The following is a 22,983-nucleotide window of genomic DNA, read 5'->3' on the forward strand; positions in this document are numbered from 1 at the left end:
TTGGCAGTAGAGACGCATTGAATGCGTCTCTACAGGGTAATATGTTGTTAAAGTTGATGCGGTTGAGGTGCTTCTGCGCGAGTATAATAGAAGTTAATGAGTTGCGCCGGTTTTAATCAGGAGGCAAGTTAAAGTAGCAATTTGATTTAGCTGAATTTAAATTATTGACCTTTTTCTTTTTCAGAAATTTTTTGTTCGATAAAAATTGTATGACGCTTAGATTCTCTTTTTAGGGCATTAATAATATCTGATTCTGTAAGTTCGGCGTTGTAAGGTTTTTGGTATAATACCACAGTTCCAATAGTAAGGGAATATGCTAATTCTGAGAATATAAAATTATATTCTGAAGTAAAATTAAATTCACCAAATCCTACTCGATTAAAGTACTTAAAGTGGAATTTAATAGTAAATTGGTTAAATTCGTCAGTTATTCCTGTTTGCATAACTTCTTCGAAACTAGAATACTTATTAGTTCTTTTTACATTTCTATAATCTTCATGTTCAACCTCAACATAGACAGTTTTTTTTACAATGAATTCAGGATAACCATTCATGTAAAAAATTGTTAGTTTTTTAAATTCAGTTATTAATGCATCAACGAATTTCCTTATACTACTGTCAAATAATAAATATAGATCATCAGTAGTTTTATTGTGATATGATATATCTCCCAGCCCATTCAACCTCTTCTCAAGTAGTGCAATCTCTTTATCAATATCATCCGGTTCTTCAATGCTTTCGCCTTTGGCTCCGGCAATCATAATCTCTAAAGAGCGTATTAGGTTTTGTGCTATGTAATTTACAAAGGCTTCCAGTTGCCCTACATCGGCAAGCTGAAGGGCTGCAAAGTAGTTGGCCTTATCTTCGGTTTTAATAATAACAGGTGGGTAGCCAAACTTCATTAATATAAAATTCATGAGTATACGGGCAGTACGGCCATTACCATCATCAAACGGGTGTATGCGAATAAATTTATAATGAAATTCGGCAGCAAGTAAAATAGGGTTAAAGCCGGAGTCTTCAATTTTTTCGTTATACCACACCATTAAGTCGCTCATTTTTGCAGGAGTTTCTTCTGGTGTGGCAAAATAAAATATCTCACCGGTTTTTGTCTGCACGTGGTTAGGCGATGATTTATAACGGCCTACAGCAATGCGTTTTTTTGTCGGTTTGCCATCGGGTGTTATAGCATCAACCTCATACGATTCTTTTAATAAAAGGGTGTGCAGCTCCCTGATAAAATGTTCGGTTAAAGGATAATCGCCTTTAACTACATCAATAACCCAGTTAATAGCCTCGTTGTGCCCTGTAACTTCGAAATGGTCTTTTAGCGGTTTACCCTGGGCAGTAATACCGTGCATAATCAAAGCCTTGGTTTCGCCATAGGTAAGCGAATTGCCTTCAAGGTTATTAGAATGGTAGTTCCAGTCCAGTCGAAATTTTTGCATTATCCTGGCTTCCTGCTCGCGGTCTATAGGGCGCAGGGCATCCAGTTGTTTTTTAAGCTCTAATGCATTTATAATTTCTTCCATCCTGTTTGTGGTTTTACAATGTAAATATACAAAAACATCAATTGAAATTATGCCTGCTACAAACGCTTAACCAACAACTCGCAACTCAAAACCGGTAACGGTATTAAAACCAAAATCCAAGGCTAAACCAGGTGTAGTGTTTGCCGGTTTCGGGCGACCAGCTGTGTTTAAGCTCTAATGGGCCAATAATGGTTTCCATACCGTAGCCAAAGGCGTAGCCGCTGTATTTAGGTATTGAGAAAAGCTGGCCGTCTTCGTAAAGGTCGGTGCCCACATTGGCAAAATTAGCGCTAAAGTTAACGTGGTTCTTTTTAAGGAATTCATAATCAAGCATTGCAAGCCCTTTAATGTAACTGTTGCCCGAAAGGCTCAAAAAGTCGTAGCCATAAAAATGCTTAAAGGTGTGCGTTTTGTAATAGCCATAACCCCCTAAAACAAAGTCGAAGGTAGAGTTATCATTATATCCTAAAGATAAGCCCAGATCGGTTTGCAGGTTAACGGTTAAGCCTTTTACAAATAGTTTTTGGGCAGTACCCACTTCGGCCTGTATCATGGTAAAATTCTCATACTCATTATTGTAATTGGATGAGTACGCAAAACCCTTGGCCTCGCCATAAAAATGGTAACCTTCGGAAGGGAAGAACTTACTGTCGTACGAATCGAACGTAAGGAAACCAAATGCCGATGCATAATCGCTGTCGTCAAAAACCGGATCGGTTGTTTGCAATGTAGGCGATTTGATCTTGAGGTGTTTGTATTCTAAGCCCACACCCACCATAAAGCGCTGTGCAAAAATGGTTTGTATATACGCCTGGGTGGTAAAATCAGAAAAATCTACGTTAATAGTGCGCAAGTCTAAGGCATCGCTAAGTCCGTCTGAAGCATAATCGGCAGCAATATTACGGTTAAACTGATAGTAGTGCGAGTGCAGGCCGTAGCTAAGGTAAAAGCCGTTATCTATATAATAATCAAAATTATACCTAAAGTTGTCTCCTAAAATTATATCTAACGATGCAGCATCATTGCGCTTAAACAGGTTTTTTTGGGTAACGTTAACCAGTATGGCACTTTTATACAACCCATCATAATGCAATCCGAATTTAAGAAAGCGGTTAACCGGATTTTCTTTAAGGCGCAGCTTTAATTCTTCGCCACCATCGGGGCCTTCATCAAAAGAGTACGAAATAGAGGTAAAGTTCTGGCTGGCATTAAGCTTGCTTATACCCTCGTTAAACTTATCGTAGCTAATGCGGCTGCCTTGTTTAAAGCCCAGTTTACCAATAACATAAGAACGGGTGTAGTTGGTAAGCTCGTTAATTTTAATAAGGTCTACACAAACAGAATCCTGTATTGTAATACGCTCTTTTACAATAGGGTGGCCAACGCCAAGATGCCTAAGGGTATCCAGTATTTTTAGGCCGGCTTCTTCGCCTTTGTCTATAATAGCCTTGCCATCATCAAAAGAAATAACCGAATAGCCTGCAATATCGGGCTTAATATAAATATCGGTGGCCGCGCGCTTGGCTTCCATCTTCTGGATCATCTGGTAGTTATTTATCTGAATGATAATACCGGTTGCACCCTTTATTTGGTCGCGGTTTTTAAGCGGGTCCTGCACATCTACGCCAATAATAATATCGGCACCCATTTTTTTAACCTCTTCTATAGGATAGTTGTTGGCAATACCGCCATCTATAAGCAGGCGGCCATCTATCTCTACCGGGGTGTATAAGGATGGGAAAGCACCGCTTGCCAAAATAGCATCGGGCAATATGCCTTTGTTTAGTATTACTTCGCGGCCGGTTTCAATATCGGTAGCAATGCATACAAAGGGTATAGGTAGCTCGTTAAAATCGCGTATATGCCGCACATGCTCTGTTAAGCGGTTAACTGTGGTGTAGTTGTATAAACCTTTAGAAAGTGCGGTAGGAAAGCCTATTTTAAAGTTACGAAAGGGCAGGGTAAGGGCATACACCTCGTCGTTACGCTTTTCGAAAAAGTTTTTGGAGCTACGGGGCGTAAAGTCGCGCAAAAGCGCATCAGGGTCCAGGTCGCGGAAAATAGAATCCAGCTCTGTAGCCGAATAGCCCGCTGCATACAGCCCGCCCACAATAGCGCCCATACTGGTACCGCCAATGTAAGATACCTCTATGCCTGCCTGCTCCAGCACCTTAAGCACACCAATATGCGCCAGGCCTTTTGCACCGCCGCCGCTAAGCACAACACCCACTTTAGGTTTGGGTTTTGCCTGCGTATCCTGTGCGGCAAGGGTGCCACAGAGCAAAATGCTTATAAACAGGAGCAGCAGCTTTTTCATTTTTTATTTATTCCTGGATTGATAGAACTCCGTAATTTTTTTTGCTTTAGATGGCCCAACCACTTTGGCAATTTCTTCTATTGGGGCGGCCTGCATCCGTTTAACCGATTTAAAATGGGTAATCAGCGTAACCATTGTTTTTTCGCCTATGCCCGGTATGGCCTCTACCGATGTTTGCAGCGCACCCTTGCTGCGCTTGTCGCGATGGTGGGTTATACCAAAGCGGTGCGCCTCGTTACGCAAGTGCTGGATAATTTTTAGCGTTTCGCTTTTTTTGTCCAGGTACATGGGTACCGAGTCACCCGGATAGAAAATTTCTTCAAGCCTTTTGGCTATGCCTAATATCGTGATTTTTCCGCGAAGTCCCAGTTCATCCAAACTTTTTAATGCCGATGATAACTGCCCCTTGCCACCATCTATAATAATAAGCTGTGGCAGCGGCTGGTTTTCTTCCAGTAATCGCTTGTAGCGGCGGTGTACCACCTCTTCCATCGAGGCAAAATCGTTGGGGCCTTCTACGGTTTTAATGTTAAAATGGCGGTAGTCTTTTTTACTCGGCTTACCGTCTTTAAATACCACACAGGCACTAACGGGATTGGTACCCTGAATGTTGGAGTTGTCAAAACACTCTATGTGGCGCGGCTCTTCGGGCAGGCGCAGGTCTTTTTTCATTTGCGCCATAATGCGGTTGGTATGCCTGTCCGGGTCCACAATTTTTTCCTGCTTAAGCTGGTCCATCCTGTAAAAACGGGCGTTGCGCTCGCTTAGGTCCAGTATAAGTTTTTTATCGCCCAGTTTGGGCACGGTAACGTTTACTTTTTCGCCCAGGTCTATAGGGTAGGGCACCAGTACCTCTTTGCTCATAAGGTTAAAACGCTCGCGCAGCTCTACCACGGCAAGTTCCAGCAGCTCTTCATCGGGCTCGTCCAGCTTTTTCTTTATCTCCATAGTATGCGAACGGATAATTGCCCCATGCGAAACCTGGATAAAGTTTACGTATGCCATGGTTTCGTCGCTTATAATGGTAAACACATCGATATTGGAAATTCTTGGATTGAAAACCGTAGAGCGCGACTGGTAATTTTCCAGTACTTCTATTTTTTGTTTGATGCGCTGTGCCTCTTCAAAACGCATTTCGGTAGCCAGTTCCATCATCAGCTTTTTAAAATCGCGAAGGCTTTCTTTAAAGTTGCCCTTAAGTATTTCGCGAATGGCATCTACATGGTGCTGGTACACATCAAACGGTTCGTGGCCCTCGCAGGGGCCTTTGCAGTTGCCCAGATGATACTCCAGGCATACTTTATATTTGCCGCTTTGTATGTTGGCAGGACTAAGGTCGTAATTGCAGGTGCGCAGCGGGTACAGCTCTTTTATAAGGTCTAAGAGCGTGTGCACGGTACGAAAGCTGGTGTATGGGCCAAAGTATTCAGACCCATCTTTTATAACGTTACGGGTAGAGAATATGCGTGCAAAGGGTTCTTTTTTAATGCATATCCACGGGTAGGTTTTATCGTCTTTAAGTAGTACGTTATAGCGGGGCTGCAGTTTTTTTATCAGGTTGTTTTCCAGTAGCAAAGCCTCGCTTTCGGTAGGTACCACAATGTGCTTAACGGTAACAATTTTGCGTACCATTACACGGGTGCGGCCTACCTCGTGCACCTTGTTAAAGTAAGACATTACCCTCTTTTTTAAATTCTTGGCTTTACCTACGTAGAGAAGCTTTTCGTCTTTATCAAAATATTGGTAAACCCCCGGGCTGTCGGGTAGTGTTTGTATTTGTAATTCCAGCGGAGTTTGCATGTAACAAAGTTAAAAAACAAATGGCTAACTATAAACGTTTAAATACCCCAATTTGTTACGCCAATGTTACTGCAAATTACTATTTTTATACTTTAACAAATGCCTATGCCTCATAAAGATATTACTATACTTGGAGAAAGCGTGCTGCCCGGACAAAGCAAAACCATTAATATGGAAATTGCGCGGCTGCATACAATGACCAAATTAAAGATACCCATAATTGTAGAACGCTCTAAGATAGACGGCCCCGTAATACTTTTTTCGGCAGGTTTGCATGGCGATGAAATTAACGGGGTAGAGATTGTGAGGCAGATTATTGTTCGAAAAATAAACAAACCTAAGCGCGGAACCATTATTTGTATACCCGTGGTTAATATTTTTGGATTTGTGAATAAAACCCGCGAATTTCCGGATGGGCGCGACCTTAACCGTGTTTTTCCCGGTAGCCGTATGGGCTCTCTGGCCAGCCGTTTTGCCTACCATATTGTAAAAGAGATTATTCCGCATATCGATTATTGTGTTGATTTTCATGCCGGGGGCGCCAGCCGTTTTAACGCACCGCAAATTCGCATTGTGCCCGGCAACCCCGAGCTTAAAGAACTGTCAGACGTTTTTAATGCGCCGTTTACGCTATATTCCAAGAACATTCCGGGCTCTTTCAGGAATGCCTGCATGAAACTTGGTGTAAAGATTTTATTGTTTGAAGGCGGAAAATCGTTAGATATAAATAATGATGTTACCCAAGAGGGGGTGCATGGTGCCAAGCGCATATTGCAGCATTTAGGGATGCTTAACATCCGGAAAAATGCCCGCGAACCCGATGCCCCACCCATTTATATTGAGGCTTCTACCTGGATACGTGCGCGGCACAGCGGCCTTTTCCAGAACCATACCCATGCCGGTAAGTTTGTAAACAAAGGCGATATTATTGCCCTGATAACCGACCCGTTTGGCAAGTTTGAACAGAAGGTTAAGGCGCCCACCAGCGGTTATATTATTAACGCTAACGATGCGCCTATTGTATATCAGGGCGATGCGATTTTTCATATATCGCTACGGGTACACAATCCGGAGGTTTTAAATTTAAGGAAAGAGGATTTACAGGTTGTTACTGAATAAAGGTGCTCGGTTTGTAGAGACGCATTGCTATGCGTTTCCTGTATTAATTGGCATTCCTCCGCTCCTTTGGCGGGGTGCCCGCATGGTGGGGTGGTTTGCTTGTTAATGAGTGAACCACCCCGGCTTTCAGCCACCCCTACAAGGGAGGGGGAATGCCACGATTGTCTATCCGGTATTGATAGGCACAGCAGTTCCCGTAGAGACGCATTGCTATGCGTCTCCCGTAATGACTGAGATAAATAGGTTTTGTACTGTATATGAGACGCATGGCAATGCGTCTCTACTGAGCAATAGTGCGTAACACGATTGCTGCCAATATTAATCGGTTTGGTTGAACATAACATTTCCGTAGAGACGCATTGAATGCGTCTCCCACATCTATTAGGATTGTTGGTGGCGGTATACATAAGTATGTGAGACGCATGCAATGCGTCTGCACCAAAGAATAGTAGGCACAACAAAGTATGTAAGCGCATTATGCGCCTGCATTAAAATAAAAAGCCGCCCCATGTAAGGGCGGCTTAGTTATATTATCGCTGCATGTTTTTAGCTTCGATGCTCATAGTTGCGTGCGGTACCAGTTTTAGCCTTTCTTTATTGATAAGCTTGCCCGTTACTTTGCAAATGCCGTAGGTTTTGTTCTCTATGCGAACAAGGGCATTTTTAAGGTCTCGGATAAACTTTTCCTGGCGGATGGCCAGTTGCGAGTTAGCTTCTTTACTCATGGTTTCGCTGCCTTCTTCAAACGCTTTAAAAGTGGGCGATGTATCATCGGTACCATTGTTAAGGTCGTTCATGTAGGCGCTTCTTATAAGATCTAAATCGGCTTTAGCTTTCTCAATCTTCTTCGAAATTAATTCCTTGAACTCTGCCAGGTCAGCGTCAGAGTATCTTATTTGCTGCTCATCTACCATTGTCAATCTATTTTGAAATTAATATTAGGGTTTTTATATCGTCAAACTCAATTTCTGTACCATTTATTGCTTCTGCGCTGAAAATCAGCGTATCAGTAAGCGTTTCGCTCTTAATATAGCTCTCGTTGGCACTAACGGCATCCTGTAAAACAGCATTTTCTGTAAGGGTAACGGTAATCCTGTCGGTTACTTCAAAACCACTGTCTTTCCTTAAGTTCTGTATCCTGTTAACCAGTTCGCGGGCAATACCTTCTTTTTTAAGGTCTTCGGTTAGTGTTATGTCTAACGCTACGGTAATACCGCCTGCATTAGCCACCAGCCATCCCGGTATATCCTGGCTTGTAATCTCTACATCATCGGCGGTTAAAGTAATACTTTTTCCTGATACTATAATATCAAGTGTGCCTTTGCTGTCTATCTCTGCAATCTGCTCCTGGCTTAGGGTTTTTATCTCGTTGGAAACCAGATTCATATCCTTGCCAAAACGTGGGCCAAGTGCTTTAAAGTTAGGCTTAATCTGCTTAACCAATACACCGCTGGCATCGTCTAAAAGCTCTATTTCTTTAACGTTAACCTCGGCCTTAATAAGCTCTGCAACCGCCTCTATCTCTGCCTTCTGTTTTGCGTCAAGCACGGGTATCATTACCTTTTGCAGTGGCTGGCGCACTTTTATCATCTCTTTCTTACGTAAAGATAGCACTAATGATGATATGGTTTGTGCCTTCTGCATGCGGCTCTCAAGCGATTTATCAACAAAGTTATCAGCATACCCCGGAAACTCGGCCAAATGTACGCTGTCATATTTTTCCGACTGTGAAGCCTGTGTTAAATCTTTGTACAACCTGTCCATAAAAAATGGTGCTATTGGCGCACTAAGTTTAGCCACTGTAACCAGGCAGGTGTACAGGGTTTGGTAAGCGGCAATTTTATCCTGCGCATACTCGCCTTTCCAGAAACGGCGGCGGCACAGGCGCACGTACCAATTGCTCAGGTTTTCCTGAACAAAATCTGATATTGCCCTTGCAGCCCTTGTAGGCTCGTATTCGGAATAGAACGTGTCTACATCTTTTATAAGCGTATTAAGTTCTGATAATATCCAACGGTCTATCTCGGGGCGCTCGTTAAGCGGAATTTCAGGCTCGGCATACGTAAAGTTGTCAATATTGGCGTAAAGCGCAAAAAACGAGTACGTATTATATAGTGTACCAAAGAATTTACGGCGCACCTCTGCAACACCCTCAATATCAAATTTAAGGTTATCCCACGGGTTGGCATTGCTAATCATGTACCAACGGGTAGCATCGGGGCCATACTCGGCAAGGGTGCTAAACGGGTCTACCGCATTGCCCAGCCTCTTGCTCATTTTTTGTCCGGCCTTGTCTAACACAAGTCCGTTACTTACCACATTTTTATAAGCTACCTTATCAAACACAAGGGTAGCAATAGCGTGCAGCGTGTAAAACCAACCACGGGTCTGGTCTACGCCCTCGGCAATAAAATCGGCCGGAAAGGCTTCGCTGTTATCAATAAGTTCTTTATTCTCAAAAGGGTAGTGCCATTGCGCATACGGCATGGCACCGCTATCAAACCAAACATCAATAAGGTCGGTTTCGCGGGTCATAGGTTTGCCTGATGGCGATAGCAGTACAATTTTATCTACCACGTTTTTATGCAGGTCGATAAGGCTGTAGTTGTCTTCGCTCATGTTGCCCGGCTCAAAGCCTGCAAACGGGTTGGCCTCCATTGTACCGGCTGCAACCGATTTTTCTATGGCGTTGTACAGCTCTTCTACACTGCCAATAAGTACCTCTTCGGTTTTATCTTCAGTTCTCCAGATAGGCAGCGGGATACCCCAGTAGCGCGAGCGGCTAAGGTTCCAGTCGTTAGCGTTTTTAAGCCAGTTGCCAAAACGGCCCTCTCCGGTAGCCTTTGGCTTCCAGTTAATGGTATCGTTGAGGTCGAACATGCGGTCTTTAACATCGGTAACCTTTATAAACCAGCTGTCTAACGGGTAGTATAAAAGTGGTTCGTCTGTTCTCCAGCTGTGTGGGTAACTGTGTACGTATTTTTCGACTTTAAAAGCCTTGTTGTTTTCTTTAAGGTAGATAGAAATTTCTACGTCAGATGAACGCTCCGGCGCTGTACCGGCATCATAATATTCGTTCTTAACATATTTGCCTGCCAGTTCTAAAGGCTTGCCGTTAGGGTTGTCCAGGCTGCCTACATGGCTTGTAAATTTACCCTGAAGGTCTACCAATGGAACAGGATTGCCATAATCGTCGAGCACCAGCATTGGCGGTACTTCGGGTTTGGCCTCTTTGGCTACCTTGGCATCATCGGCACCAAAAGTAGGGGCGGTGTGCACAATACCGGTACCATCCTCTGTAGTAACAAAGTCGCCGGCAATTACCCTAAAGGCATTTTCTGCATTTTGGTAGGGCAGTACATACGGCAATAACTGCTCGTAGCGAATGCCAAGCAGGTCTTTACCTTTAGCTTCGGTTATAATCTTGAACGGAATGTTCTTATCGCCATCTTTAAAGTTTGTAAAATCAGCATCCTCAGTACTTGCAAAATAGCCTTTGCCAAATTGCTTACCTACAAGGTTTTTAGCCAGTATTACATTAATAGGCTGATAGGTGTACTGATTAAAAGTCTGCACTAAAACATAGTCTATGTGTGGGCCAACGGTTAATGCCGTATTTGATGGAAGTGTCCAAGGTGTGGTGGTCCATGCCATGATGTCTACCTCACCAAAGCCCTGTAAAAATTCGGGCAGCGTATTGGGCACGGTTTTAAACTGCGCCACAATGGTAGTATCAGTAACATCGCGGTAAGCGCCCGGCTGGTTAACCTCGTGAGAGCTTAACCCGGTACCCGCTTTTGGCGAATACGGCTGTATGGTGTAGCCTTTGTAAAGCAGGCCTTTATCATAAATTTGTTTAAGCAGCCACCAAACGGTTTCCATGTATTTAGGCTTGTAGGTAATATACGGGTCTTCCATATCTACCCAATAGCCCATTTTTTCGGTAAGGTCGTTCCACACATCGGTGTAGCGCATAACGGTGCGTTTGCATGCCTCGTTATACTCTTCTACCGTAATGGTTTTGCCTATGTCTTCTTTAGTAATGCCCAGTTCTTTCTCGGTACCCAGCTCTACAGGCAGGCCGTGGGTATCCCAACCGGCTTTACGTTTAACCTGGTAGCCTTTTTGCGTTTGGTAACGGCAAAAAATATCTTTAATAGCGCGGGCCATAACGTGGTGAATGCCCGGCAGGCCGTTTGCCGATGGCGGGCCCTCGTAAAATACATATTGCGGCTTGCCCTGGCGGGTGGTTACGCTTTTTTCGAATATAGATTCTTTCTTCCAGAAATCAAGGACTTCGCTTGCTACCGTTGGCAGGTCAAGCCCCTTGTATTCAGTAAACTTAGTGCTCATTTTTTATAGCTTGTAAAAATCAATTTGCGAAAGTAATGATTTTTTTTATGTAATGGTAATTCTAAGGGCAGATGTGGGTTTGTATCACCCTAAAACCTTTACTTTTGCCGCTAACAGTATTAATCAAATTACACCTTATTTATGAAATTAAAAATTACTCAAATTTATCTTAGCTTATTTTTAGCGTGCTTTTCATTTTTTGTAATGAATGGGCAGGATGTACCACTGCTGCCACATGATCTTGACCCTGCATTTACTTCGCCTTTTGCAAATGATTTTGCCACCGAAGCTTACTGCGTTGCTGTCCAGCCAGATGGAAAAATTATAGTTAGTGGAGCTTTTACAACAGGCATCGGTAATAATAATGGTGGCCTGGTAAGGCTTAATGAAGATGGAAGCCTTAATCAGGAATTTACAATTTTTTCAAGTGGAAACATTAATGCACTGTTAATCCTGCCGGACGGAAAGATTGTTGTAGGAGGTATATTTACAATTGGTAGTGCTCAATACTGTATTGCACGGCTTAATGCCGATGGTTCGTTAGATGAAACATTTACACCTGTTGCAAGTAATAGTGCTTTTGCTGATACTGTTTTTTCTATGGCATTGCAAAGTGATGGTAAAATAGTAGCAGGCGGATCATTTGAACATATTAATGGCATTGCCACTGCTAATCTTGTACGTATTAACACCAATGGAAGTGTAGATACAACTCTGAATTTAACAGAAGGGGCAGGTACCACCGGATTTAGTTCAACAGTAAATTCTGTAGCCGTATTACCCGATGGAAAAATTTTAGCGTTAGGTAGTTTTAATTATTTTAGTGCTATAAGTGCTAAAAGCATTGCACGCCTTAATGCAGATGGTAGCCTTGATACTACTTTTACCACAGGCTTTGATAATAATTCTGAATTACATTCTATACATGTAAAAGCCGATGGAAAACTGCTTGTAGGAGGATATTTTGTAAACTATAATGGCGTACCCATTACTTGTTTAGCCAGCCTTAATACCAACGGTACTTTAGATACAACGTTTAATGTGGGAGGCTCAGGTGCTATAGGATTAATACGTGCAATTGCGGTTGATGCCCAGGGGAAAATACTTATTGGAGGAAGTCTTTTTTCATATAATGGACAACCAAGAATAAGCTTCGCAAAGCTAAACAGTGATGGAACATTGGATGACAGTTTTAATCATTATACTACAGGTACCGCATATTACAATGGCTTTATGGCAGATGTAAATTCTGAAGTACGATCTATTGCTCTACAGGGCGACGGTAAAATACTTGCAGCAGGCCATTTTAATAAGTATAAAAGTACTACTATGGTAAATGTTGCAAGGCTTATGGGCGGAGAAGTGCTAAGTACAGATACCTTTGCAAAAAATAAAGTTTCGTACTATCCTAACCCTGTTAATGATAAGCTGTACATAAATTCGGCCGATGTTGTTACCGGTGTAAAAATAGTATCGCTTACAGGTCAGGCAGTAATGGAAATAACTACAGCATCTGGCCTGGATGCAATAAATGTTACAAATTTACAGGCAGGATGCTATGTTGTACACGCAACTACAGAATCTGGTACAGCTAACTTTAAGATAATTAAGGAGTAATTTATTGACACAAATGCTTTTTATATAAATGCTCGCACCCAGCGGGCATTTATTATAGAGCCCACAAGTGTTCTAAACTGTTTCTGTTATATTTTTGATAATAATAGTCTGAAATAGTAACTTTGATATCAAATATTCTCTCCCATGAAAAAATCGTACCTATTTTTAGTTTTACTGGCTGCATTGAGCTTTTCGTGCAGTAATGATGATAAACCGGCTGATGAACCTGTGGTAATTGTGCCTGAAGAAGGAGAACAGCCTGGAGAAGAGCAGCCTGCAGAATGCCTTTATTATAATGGTGATGCGATATTAACTACCCAGGCCGAAGTTGATGCCTTTGGTGCTAACCATTACTGCGGCGTTATGGGTAATTTTTATATTGGAAGCCAGAATGGAGTAAGCAATATTACCAGCCTGGAACCCCTTAAGGATATTGTTACAGCTACCGGCACCGGATTTACATTTACTATAAAAAACAACCCAAATCTTGTATCGTTAGAGGGGTTGCATAATATTGCTAATGTTAGTAAAGTACTTATAGAAAACAACGCCTCGCTTTTAAATTTGCAGGGACTAAGGGCTTTAACAAATTTCGACGAATACGGAACTTTACGTATAAATAATAATGCCAGCCTGCAAAACTTAACTGGTTTAGAGGCAATAACAAAAATGCGGGAGTTGCTGGTTACCAACAATCCGGCTTTAATTAGTTGTATAGGGCTTAAAAATTGTACAGAATTTGGCCAGTTGACTATATCATCTTCGCCACAGCTCGCCACCCTCAATGGTATTACGGCTGCAACAATAGGAGATTTAAGTCTTAAAGACTTAGGCGTTGCGTCATTATCGGTGCTAAATGGTTTAACGGAAGCTGATTATATAAGTATAGAATTTTTGCCCAACTTAACTACGTTGCAAGGGCTTGAAGGGTTAATCTCAGTAAGTGGTGTATCAGTTCGCAACAATGCGGGGCTTACATCGCTATACGGACTCCAAAACCTTACGGGGAATGTAAATTCTTTAGTTATTGAGGGTAATAATGCAATTGTTTCTGTAGAACATTTATTGAGTGTAACAAGTATTACAAATACCCTTAATGGTACTAATTACCTGGGAGGCCTTACGTTAAGAAATAATGCATCGCTTATCTCGCTAAACGGACTCCAGAACATAGAACAGTTTAGCGGCAACCTTTACGTTACCCAAAACAACGCGCTAAAAAACCTATGTGCTTTGCAATCTATTTTAATAAACAAAACATCAAATAGTTATGTGTCTGTTTATGATAATTTAAATCCTGTAACACCTACAGATATTATAGCTGGCAATTGCAGTATAGATTAATAAAAAATTATATTACATTAAAATGCCCGCCCCAACAGCGGGCATTTTTTATAGGGGTTATTTAAACCGTGTACATATATTTGTAACACATTAAACCTCCCTCCCTCAATGAAAAAGTTTGTATTCTTAATAATGGCTGTATTTAGTATAGCGGCATGCAGTAATGATGATAATAACGCTGTAGATACAGAACCCGTTGCTATAGAGCCTGTAGTGTCGGCAGAATGTACCTTTAATGGAGACGTTACTCTTACCAGTCAGCAGGAAATAGATGCATTTGCTGCCCATAACTACTGCCAGATAAACGGTACAGTTACTGTAAAACAGATAGATAACGTAAGCCAAAATGTAAATCTTAAAGGTTTAGAAGGGCTTGTCATAATAAACGGAGATTTTATTATACAAGACAACCCTACGTTAATCAATTTAAATGGGTTAACCAATCTAAAACGTGTAAAGGGTAGCTTTCGGCTATTAAACAATCCTATGCTTTTTTATATAGATGGTGTAGGTAATTTAGAGTCAGTGGGCAATGTAGTTAATATCTCAGGCAATGAAATGTTGCAGGATATGAAGGGTTTAGAAAAATTAACGTCGTTAAAGTTTGTAAGCATACACAATAATGCAGCATTACAATCTATGCAAGGTTTAGATAACCTTGTAAGCATAGACGGTTTGAGTATAGAAAATAACATGCATTTAGCATCGCTTAACGGTTTAAATGCCCTTACATCTATTGGCAGTGACAGCCAGTACGGCGAGTTAACTATCTCTGGTAATGCTGCATTACAGTCGTTAAACGGACTCCAGAACCTTACTTCTTTTAAAGGTATGACCTTTAAATTGTCCGGTAATACCATTTTAAAGAACTTTTGCAGTCTTCAGGGCATTGCTGCTACCGGAAATATTACTACTATATTTGAAGCGTTTGGCAACTATTATAATCCAACGGTGTCAAATATTAATAGTGGCAACTGTAGCGTAGAATAAGGCCAGTAATGCAATGTCGGCTTTTAAGTTGTTAATTATTTGATGATAATGAGAATCTTGCAATTATATTAGTAAGAAAATTTGCCGATTATAATATTATATTTTTGCGATGTAAGTATTTAATTATTAAATAAAATATATATTTGTATGTATTTAACACCAACTTAACAACCTACTATCACAATGAAAAACATATTTAGTATGTTTATCTATTTGTTAATTAGTACTGTTGTTTTTGCCCAGGAGAAGGCAACTACCACAGCACCGTTAATAAATACCGTTGTAACAGGCCGCATGCTCGAAACTACCGGCTGGCTGCAAAATAAATCAGGACAGTGGATATCGGGCCGTAACAAAATTCCGGCAAACCTTGAGGCTCAGTACAAAAACCTCTCAGACCTTGAACAAAACAGCCTTGGCGAAAACCGTGAAAACTTTGTTTACATGGAGCTTAGAGATGTTAACCTGGGCAACACGCCCTGTACTATCCTGATTAAGAAGTATAAAGACGGGTATTACAAGTACGAATCGGTAATGAAGGGCTGGGTAGCCCAAAACAGCATTACCTACTACGTGTTTGAAACCGCCGAGATGGATAAGCTTAAAAACCTTGCGCCGGAGACGCTTTACAACATTAAGTTTAACACGTTGTATTGCCGTACTATGCTCAATATCAGCGATAAATTTAGCCTTTACGATATTATTGCCGACCTGCAAACCGCCATTAAAAGCAAAGAAAAACCTATTTTTAAAGAAGACCTTATGGTTAACATACGGCTAACCAAGGGCAATGTGCGCTTTATACTGCAAACCGCCGTTAGCTACACCGCCCCTCAGGACTTGGAAAAGTATTACTACGAAACCACGCTCGATGTGTTTACCCGACTCTTTAAACTGTATTAAAAATTAAATATTTTGCCCGTGCTGTTGCGCGGGCTTTTTTTTGCTTTTTCGGGCAATTTTACCCTTAATATTTCACTTTTGGACTTTGAGTTTGCGCATAATTATGGGCAATTATTGCCATAATTTTTTGTAATGGATAAAAAGGCTTAAAAATAATATACCAACCGGTATAAAATGTCTTGGGTTATCCTTTAAAATAACTATTTTTAGAGTCTGTCATTGCATGTGAAATTGGAACCTAAAATGTCGTTAGATTTTTGAGACCTATTGCCATTTTTGGTTTTCGGAACATACCATTTTGCTTTGACCGTGGGTTGTAATGCGATGTATTTATTTGTAGAAACTAAAAGGGGCATGAAAAAAATCTTACAATTTATAGTTTTGCTTACAATTCTAACTGTAAAGGGTCAGGATAGGCATCCCATGTATTTTTTAGAATTTAAGCTAATGGAAGCCAATAAGCAGGCACTTTTTGATATAGGCCCTTATTTTGATGACAAAAGTATTATTGTAGAAAATTTAGGCTATCACCGCTTACAACCTTCGGTTGCTCAGGTCTCTAAAAGGATTGTTGATGAAAATACACTCTTTACTAAAACCGAAATTTTAGTTGATACCGCTACCACAGCTCAATTTTTAGGGTTTCTAAACAAAAACAATGATAAAATTGTATTTTCTGACCTCGCAAATGCTTTTTTAATAACACCCTTAGAAAAAAGAGAGATTCGTTATCAGGTAAGGCAGGTGCCTACTGTAAGAATGGCCGAACTTAAGGCTAAATCTGCCCAATTATTTACACCCCAATGGGTGGTATTTAACCAGATTGACTCGCTTATCAAAAAGAAAAACCCTAAAGCCTTACTTTTAATAGCATCCGAATTATTTAAAAAACGCTATCGGTATGATAGGCATTATTTTAATTATGAGGAATTTACAAGCCTTTTGGAGCATCTTACCGGTACTGTTATTGGCGTAGAAGACGAACGTAAAGAGATAAGCTGGCATATTGATGAAGATTTTGAGCCTAACTCTAAATTAAACCTGCTTATTTATTTTAGCAAATACTATAAACAGTACAAATGGGATGATAAAAAAGGCATTTTTAACAATGCCGGGCAAACGTTACTGCCGTTTAGCAAAGAGGCTGCTCTTTTTAGCCAATTAAGCAGTAACGATAGCACTATAGCCATAAATGCCTTTATAGAGCTTACTAATAGTAATGTTAACGAGGTAACTAAGCTTGCTAAAGAGTATGATGAGTCCAGCATTAGTTTTAACTACACCTTACCAGGGTTTGCTTATAGGTTTTTACAGCAGCTGGTTAAACTTACAGCATATTGCAGAGCCAACGGTATAGATCTTACATATACGCCAACGCTGCGTGCCGATATAGAGTTGTTAAAAACAGATTTGTCTTTTAAAGAACGCAGGGCTATAGAAAACAGGCTTATAAACGGCTTAACCTTAGATACTGTTACGGCCTTTGAATATTGGAGCCTGATATACGAAAAAAATGGCAGCCTGTCTTATTCTGCCGGGCGAATTGTAGATGTTTTTTATTCTGGGCAGTGGGATAAAATGCTGGCCGATAAAAAACAAACTAACTTGTTTTTAAAGAAAGCAATACTCTTTAAAAGACTTTACATTAATGGTGTATGCTATAATTACAGGGCAAAATTTGCAGGTGCTTCAGCACAAATTCTGAGTCTTTTTGATGATTATAATACTACCGATGACGATATAAAATATATGGCCAGCCTAATAAGGCCATTGCAAACGCAGGAGTACAAAGTTTATCCGGTACATCCGTTAGATACCACTCAATATTATGTAAGAGGTCTGGAGTTAAAACTTAAGGATGCTTTAAAAGGGTGGGCAGATACCGAAGAGCAGATGGATACTTTAGAAGGTTTAGTGTCTCAAATAAGTTACAGCCAGATTGGTACAGTTTTAAAACTGATGGATAAAGTTACCTTTACAAAACCTTATGATGCTTACTCTTTTTTGGATCGCGATTTTGGTTTCTTTTGGATTAACGAACCGCAGGACCCCGCTGTAAGGCGGCAATTTATGGATAATTATAATCAATACTCAGAATTTGAATTGTATAGTTATTATTTATGCGAGGCAGGTATCGACTATAAAAACAGCAATGGCTCATTAAACTACGATAAAATTTACGACCTGATAAAATATGGCGAAACCGAGATGCTTGCCGGGGGCGGGCCAGCATTGGTAAATGAAACGTATGCATTAATAAAATTATTAGAAATAACTTTTAAAACTACATTAGACTTGTCCAGCAAATATTGCAGCTCTCAAAATATGTATAACTGTCATGTGGTAAAAAAAGTTAAGGCATGGTCGCATTATTTAACAAATAATAATTTGTTGCAATTGCCTCATAACGAGCCTGTCTCCTTTAATGCCTTTAATCATTAAAACCTTTAAATATACCGGTCGGTATATTTTTATGCGCAAAAAAGGTATAATCCGTAAATATACCAACCGGTATAAAACCCCATGCGGTAAATTCTTCAAAATATAATTAGTATTTTAGTGCTTCCAAAAAATCCAACATCTACTACCTCATGAAAAAAAGCATTTTTATACTCTTTACCTTTTTTACACTTTGCAGCGCAACTGCGCAGGATTTTAAAACCCTTACCTATTTTGTAAACGATTCTACCAAACTGGAACTCGACCTCTTTTTGCCCAAAACCAAATCTACAAACAAGCTTCCGCTGCTAATACACGTGCACGGCGGTGGGTTTTCGGGCGGCAGGAGAGAAGACGGCCACCACATAGCCAAACACGCTGCCACCCAGGGCTATGCTGCGGCATCTATTAGCTATACCCTGTACATGAAGGGCCGCAAGTTTAGCTGCGATGGTATCCTGTCTCAAAAAACAAAGGCCTTCCAGATAGCGGCCAACCAACTGTGGCAGGCCACCCTGTTTTTTATTACTAATGCCGATAAATACAATATAGATACCACTAAGATATTTATATCGGGCAGTAGTGCCGGTGCCGAAACCGCCCTGCACGCCGCCTTTTGGGATCGTAACGTTATGGCGCTGTACCCGCAAAAATTACCCGATACCTTTAAGTATGCAGGTATTGCATCAGGGTCGGGTGCCATAATGGATTTGAACCTTATCACCAAACAAAACCTTATTCCGGCGCTGTTCTTTCATGGCAGTTGCGATCGTACCGTGCCTTACGGTACCGCCGCGCATCATTATTGCCCTGCCAATGCCAGCGGATGGTTAATGCTGTTTGGGTCGTATTCCCTCTACAACCATATTATTGGCCTTAATGGCAGCACGCATTTGTACACCTTTTGCGGGGGCGGACACGAGTACAGCGATGAGCTTTTTGCCAAGCAGCCGCAGGAAATTGTCGACTTTATGAATCGTGTGCTTCACAACCAAAAAGAACAGGCGCATACCATAATTGCCACAGGCAAACCCTGCAAAACAGCCGAATACAATTTTTGCGACTAACACTACATGAAAAACCTATTCCTGATTCTGTGCTGCATTTTAGTAGTTGGCTGTGCTTCGGATAAAAAAGAAAGTCAGCTACCTGCGGGTATAGCTCCTGCCGATGCCGCTAATGTTGAGGTGCTTAAGCAACAGTTCCTGCCCATAATAGAGGGCGTATGGGTTACGTCAGATTATATTGATGACCTTCAAAAAACAGGGTCGCCATTTAAATCGTACAATAAATTACGGGGCATTGCAGCTATAGCAATTACTGATGATAACGAGGCTGACAGCCTGTTTGTGGGCATAAGCCTTAACAACCACGAGGGCAGCAGCTTCGCGGCTTATTTTGCAAAGGGCCATAGCCCGAATAGCCTGCGCACTAATTATTCCGACTATAATAATCCGAATAACAGTTTTGAGCTTGGCTATAAAGTAACCACTAAAGATACCCTGCTTTTTATGTACCGCTACAACAGGGCGGGCAAGCTTATAAGTGCCCAGCAATACAACCGCGTGGGCAAACAGTCAGAAAATAACGATATGGGCTGGGGCATAGAGCAGGTGGCAAACAAGCAGCTTATTGCGGGCACGTATATTATTGAAGGTGTTACGGTGCCGCTTACCATTACATTTAATCAAAACGGTACTGTTACCGGTTTTGAAGGTTTTAAGACCTATACCGTAGGAACCGATTTTGCCGTTAACGACCCTGACGAACTACCCGGAGCCGACCATATTTATTTTGAAGAAACCGGAAATAGTAATAACAGCATTACATACAACTTTAAAATAAAGGCCGACACACTCGTACTCTCGCACAGTGGCACACACTACAAACTGGTTAAGCAATAATTACTATAACTACTATAATACTCATTATTTAAAAATTATTATAAATTGCAGTCTCAAAGCTCATCCCGCTAATTTATGAAAAACCTGCTTGTTGCCTTAATCGTATTGTGCTCTTCAGCTTCGCTATTTGCTCAAACAGATGATAATAACAACCCCATTTTTAATTCGGTTATATTGGGTACAGATACGGTAGATGGCCTTACGGTAATGTATAATTATTATACGCTTAAAAATAATATAGAGAATAAAAACAGTTCTGTTTATATTGATGATAAGCCCTCTTTAGCAGAAACTATTGATGCGGCACAAACGCTGCCATCCGATTTTTTTGTGATAATGAGGGGCCAGGAGGTAGTGTCGCTACTTTTGTTTACGGCTTCTCCTAAAATTGAATTTATGCTTATGGATATTAAAACCGGTGCAAGCAAAAATTTTTCACCGGCGTTACAGGGCACCCTGACACAAAACAGGGCTAACGAACTGTTAACCGAAAAATATGCAGCTAATACCAAAATAAAGGGAGACAAGCTAACTTTTAACAATGCCCAATTTAAAATTATAACCACTGCCGATATAAAAAAAGAAGCGGCAGCTATTATTAAGAATGAAAAACTTAAAGATGCTACCAGTACGGGCATACAGGTGCTTTCGCAGATGCAGATTAAGGAGAATATTATAAAAGAGTCGGCTAAGGGTGGTAAGCTCGACTTTTTTACCCCTATTATAGGCATAGAAAATAACGGTGTGCAAATAAAACCGGGCATTTTTGAAACCAATATGGGTGTGGCACTTTATAAATGGGGCCGTGCAGCGTTTGATGCCGGTGTAAATACTGTTGATGATGCCCTGGCTATTTATGCCGAGACTAAAGGCCGACCGGTAAGTAAAAAAGAAACCCTGTATATAAAAATGGGGTTTGAAAAGACCTTGGAAAAATAATAGCATGAAAAATAGCGATCTGGAACGACACACTCGCACAGCGGTACGCACTATAAATTGGTTAAGCAACCCTAATTTATAAAAGTATGGTAGCCGTAAAACTGGCAATAATACGGCAGGGAGGCCTTTTTTTGGCCTATTTAATACTGTGCTCCCTGGTACTTCGCAACCACAGCAGCATTGCCGATGTTGTTTTTGCAGTTTACATGGCAATCAGTTTCTTTGTTCATATAACAATAGTCCTAATTGTGGCAATGGTGCAGCGCAGGTCGGTATCGCCAACAAAATGCAATACCGAAGATATAGTGGTCCTGTTTTTAATGGGGGTGCTTTTAGCAGGGTTGGGCAGCTACTATATACAGTTTGTTTGGTGGCTAACCGGTGCAATGGGATGCACCACATAACTATACTTACAGATAGCTGCGATATGATAAACTTAATTACATAAAAAGTACCTTTGCAGCAAATACATTTACCATGAAAATAGAGATCTGGAGCGATATAATGTGTCCGTTTTGCTACATCGGCAAGCGCAAGTTTGAGGTAGCCCTGGCACAATTAGATAATATAGACAACATAGAAATAGAGTGGAAAAGCTTTTTGCTTTCGCCTGAAATGAAGACCGATGATACCAAAAACATCCACCAGTTTCTGGCAGAGCACAAAGGCATATCGTTAGAAGAAGCTACAGGCATGAACGATAATGTGGCGCACATTGCCGCTAACGTAGGCCTTACCTACAACTTTGATAAAACCATACCCGCCAACAGCTTTAACGCCCACCGCCTGTTGCATTTTGCAAAACAGCACGGCAGGCAACAGGCCGCCGAAGAAGCCCTTTTTGCAGCCTACTTTACCGAAGGCAAAAACATAGACGACGCACAAACATTAGTACACATTGCCGCACAACTGGGCCTTGATGGCGGCGCCTTTGCCGATGCTATGGGCAGCGGCGCGTTTGTAAACGATGTACTAAACGATATTAACGAAGCCCAACAACTGGGCATACGCGGGGTTCCGTTTTTTGTTTTCGACAGAAAATATGCCGTATCCGGCGCGCAGGACCCGGCCGTTTTCCTGGAAACACTGGAAAAGGTGTTGGAATAGTTTACAGTGAACAGTGTTCAGTTTACAGTTTACAGGAGCAGTGGGCAGTAGAGGTGCTTTGAATGCATCTTCCATAAAATTGTGTCTCCCATAGCAACTGAAAAAAATATTCGGCTTTAGCCGAATATTACTCTTGCTTATAACCCCTGACTATAGTCATGGGCAACACATTGCGATCGGTTTGTTTCTCTGTAGAGACGCATTGTATGCGTCTCCCATATAGATTGGAAAAATTGTTGTGTTTTACCATGTGTTGCCCGTGGCTTTAGCCACGGGATTTATGTAGGCGAGTTATTGGCTTTAGCCAAATATAAAATAACCTAAACATTACAGAAGACGCATACAATGCGTCTCTACTGCCAACTGCGACTGCCAACTGTGACTAACCCCACGATTTCCATACTGTACCCGTTCTCGGCCCCCCTCTCCTTCGGAGAGGGGGCGGGGGAGAGGACAAAAAGCAACCATTGCATACCCGCTAATCTGTATGGGAGACGCATTCAATGCGTCTCTACTGCCAACTGACTGAACATTGCGACTAACTCCACAATCTCCATACTGTACCCGTTCGTGCTCCCCTCTCCTCGGAGAGGGGTCGGGGGAGAGGACTAATAGCAAT

16 protein-coding genes are annotated in these 22,983 nt (G+C 41.3%); 11 read left to right on the forward strand and 5 right to left on the reverse strand.

The window, feature by feature from the left end; all coding sequences use genetic code 11:
- Positions 1–161 precede the first annotated feature (161 nt).
- The 3 genes from G509_RS22685 to uvrC form a co-directional block, all read right to left on the reverse strand.
- Positions 162–1,532 carry a Fic family protein gene (locus tag G509_RS22685; protein ID WP_081663220.1) on the reverse strand — a complete coding sequence of 457 codons (1,371 nt, stop codon included), beginning with the start codon at positions 1,530–1,532 and terminating at the stop codon, positions 162–164.
- A gap of 103 nt (positions 1,533–1,635) precedes the next feature.
- Positions 1,636–3,849 (reverse strand): patatin-like phospholipase family protein, encoded by a 2,214-nt coding sequence (locus G509_RS0101240; protein WP_026989866.1) that lies wholly within the window; start codon positions 3,847–3,849, stop codon positions 1,636–1,638.
- A 3-nt stretch (positions 3,850–3,852) separates the two neighbouring features.
- The gene (uvrC, locus tag G509_RS0101245; protein WP_026989867.1) at positions 3,853–5,649 is read right to left on the reverse strand and encodes an excinuclease ABC subunit UvrC; all 1,797 of its coding nucleotides are present in this window, start codon (positions 5,647–5,649) and stop codon (positions 3,853–3,855) included.
- A 105-nt stretch (positions 5,650–5,754) separates the two neighbouring features.
- On the opposite strand from uvrC, the gene G509_RS21240 reads away from it, so the two are divergent.
- Positions 5,755–6,768, forward strand: a complete 1,014-nt coding sequence (locus tag G509_RS21240) for a succinylglutamate desuccinylase/aspartoacylase family protein (RefSeq protein WP_051199882.1) — start codon at positions 5,755–5,757, stop codon at positions 6,766–6,768.
- 530 nt (positions 6,769–7,298) lie between these two features.
- Here G509_RS21240 and G509_RS0101260 read toward each other — a convergent pair.
- Both G509_RS0101260 and ileS read right to left on the reverse strand, forming a co-directional pair.
- A complete protein-coding gene (locus G509_RS0101260) occupies positions 7,299–7,682 on the reverse strand; it encodes a TraR/DksA family transcriptional regulator (RefSeq protein ID WP_026989868.1) in 384 nt (127 codons plus the stop codon).
- Between the two features lie 7 nt (positions 7,683–7,689).
- Positions 7,690–11,121, reverse strand: coding sequence for an isoleucine--tRNA ligase (ileS, locus tag G509_RS0101265; protein WP_026989869.1), 3,432 nt, complete (start codon positions 11,119–11,121; stop codon positions 7,690–7,692).
- Positions 11,122–11,262: 141 nt separating this feature from the next.
- Between ileS and G509_RS0101275 the strand changes: the two genes are divergently transcribed.
- The 10 genes from G509_RS0101275 to G509_RS21245 all read left to right on the forward strand — a co-directional run bounded on the left by G509_RS0101275 (position 11,263) and on the right by G509_RS21245 (position 22,364).
- Positions 11,263–12,738 carry a T9SS type A sorting domain-containing protein gene (locus G509_RS0101275; protein ID WP_026989870.1) on the forward strand — a complete coding sequence of 492 codons (1,476 nt, stop codon included), beginning with the start codon at positions 11,263–11,265 and terminating at the stop codon, positions 12,736–12,738.
- A gap of 144 nt (positions 12,739–12,882) precedes the next feature.
- Complete coding sequence (locus G509_RS0101280) at positions 12,883–14,082, forward strand: hypothetical protein (RefSeq protein ID WP_026989871.1); 1,200 nt, start codon at positions 12,883–12,885, stop codon at positions 14,080–14,082.
- Between the two features lie 108 nt (positions 14,083–14,190).
- Complete coding sequence (locus tag G509_RS0101285; protein ID WP_026989872.1) at positions 14,191–15,072, forward strand: hypothetical protein; 882 nt, start codon at positions 14,191–14,193, stop codon at positions 15,070–15,072.
- 183 nt (positions 15,073–15,255) lie between these two features.
- Positions 15,256–15,975: a hypothetical protein gene (locus G509_RS0101290; protein ID WP_026989873.1), complete on the forward strand. Its 720-nt coding sequence runs from the start codon at positions 15,256–15,258 to the stop codon at positions 15,973–15,975.
- 354 nt (positions 15,976–16,329) lie between these two features.
- Positions 16,330–18,417: a hypothetical protein gene (locus G509_RS0101300; protein WP_131450764.1), complete on the forward strand. Its 2,088-nt coding sequence runs from the start codon at positions 16,330–16,332 to the stop codon at positions 18,415–18,417.
- Between the two features lie 149 nt (positions 18,418–18,566).
- On the forward strand, positions 18,567–19,481 hold the full coding sequence (locus G509_RS0101310) for an alpha/beta hydrolase (RefSeq protein WP_026989875.1): 915 nt from the start codon (positions 18,567–18,569) through the stop codon (positions 19,479–19,481).
- A 6-nt stretch (positions 19,482–19,487) separates the two neighbouring features.
- Complete coding sequence (locus G509_RS0101315) at positions 19,488–20,318, forward strand: META domain-containing protein (protein ID WP_026989876.1); 831 nt, start codon at positions 19,488–19,490, stop codon at positions 20,316–20,318.
- 75 nt (positions 20,319–20,393) lie between these two features.
- Positions 20,394–21,257, forward strand: coding sequence for a hypothetical protein (locus tag G509_RS0101320; RefSeq protein ID WP_026989877.1), 864 nt, complete (start codon positions 20,394–20,396; stop codon positions 21,255–21,257).
- Positions 21,258–21,343: 86 nt separating this feature from the next.
- Positions 21,344–21,661: a hypothetical protein gene (locus G509_RS0101325; RefSeq protein WP_026989878.1), complete on the forward strand. Its 318-nt coding sequence runs from the start codon at positions 21,344–21,346 to the stop codon at positions 21,659–21,661.
- Between the two features lie 73 nt (positions 21,662–21,734).
- A complete protein-coding gene (locus G509_RS21245) occupies positions 21,735–22,364 on the forward strand; it encodes a DsbA family oxidoreductase (protein ID WP_035738328.1) in 630 nt (209 codons plus the stop codon).
- The last annotated feature ends 619 nt before the right edge of the window (positions 22,365–22,983 follow it).

The organism is Flavobacterium subsaxonicum WB 4.1-42 = DSM 21790 (assembly GCF_000422725.1).
In the GTDB taxonomy this organism is placed as follows: Bacteria; Bacteroidota; Bacteroidia; order Flavobacteriales; family Flavobacteriaceae; genus Flavobacterium; species Flavobacterium subsaxonicum.

Bases quoted from the DNA above. Each gene is read 5' to 3' on its own strand.
- G509_RS0101280 (WP_026989871.1), top strand. From the start codon at position 12,883: ATGAAAAAATCGTACCTATTTTTAGTTTTACTGGCTGCATTGAGCTTT.
- G509_RS22685 (WP_081663220.1), bottom strand. From the start codon at position 1,532: ATGGAAGAAATTATAAATGCATTAGAGCTTAAAAAACAACTGGATGCC.
- G509_RS0101310 (WP_026989875.1), top strand. From the start codon at position 18,567: ATGAAAAAAAGCATTTTTATACTCTTTACCTTTTTTACACTTTGCAGC.
- G509_RS0101275 (WP_026989870.1), top strand. From the start codon at position 11,263: ATGAAATTAAAAATTACTCAAATTTATCTTAGCTTATTTTTAGCGTGC.
- G509_RS0101290 (WP_026989873.1), top strand. From the start codon at position 15,256: ATGAAAAACATATTTAGTATGTTTATCTATTTGTTAATTAGTACTGTT.
- ileS (WP_026989869.1), bottom strand. From the start codon at position 11,121: ATGAGCACTAAGTTTACTGAATACAAGGGGCTTGACCTGCCAACGGTA.
- G509_RS0101320 (WP_026989877.1), top strand. From the start codon at position 20,394: ATGAAAAACCTGCTTGTTGCCTTAATCGTATTGTGCTCTTCAGCTTCG.
- uvrC (WP_026989867.1), bottom strand. From the start codon at position 5,649: ATGCAAACTCCGCTGGAATTACAAATACAAACACTACCCGACAGCCCG.
- G509_RS0101285 (WP_026989872.1), top strand. From the start codon at position 14,191: ATGAAAAAGTTTGTATTCTTAATAATGGCTGTATTTAGTATAGCGGCA.
- G509_RS0101315 (WP_026989876.1), top strand. From the start codon at position 19,488: ATGAAAAACCTATTCCTGATTCTGTGCTGCATTTTAGTAGTTGGCTGT.
- G509_RS0101325 (WP_026989878.1), top strand. From the start codon at position 21,344: ATGGTAGCCGTAAAACTGGCAATAATACGGCAGGGAGGCCTTTTTTTG.
- G509_RS0101260 (WP_026989868.1), bottom strand. From the start codon at position 7,682: ATGGTAGATGAGCAGCAAATAAGATACTCTGACGCTGACCTGGCAGAG.
- G509_RS0101240 (WP_026989866.1), bottom strand. From the start codon at position 3,849: ATGAAAAAGCTGCTGCTCCTGTTTATAAGCATTTTGCTCTGTGGCACC.
- G509_RS21245 (WP_035738328.1), top strand. From the start codon at position 21,735: ATGAAAATAGAGATCTGGAGCGATATAATGTGTCCGTTTTGCTACATC.
- G509_RS0101300 (WP_131450764.1), top strand. From the start codon at position 16,330: ATGAAAAAAATCTTACAATTTATAGTTTTGCTTACAATTCTAACTGTA.
- G509_RS21240 (WP_051199882.1), top strand. From the start codon at position 5,755: ATGCCTCATAAAGATATTACTATACTTGGAGAAAGCGTGCTGCCCGGA.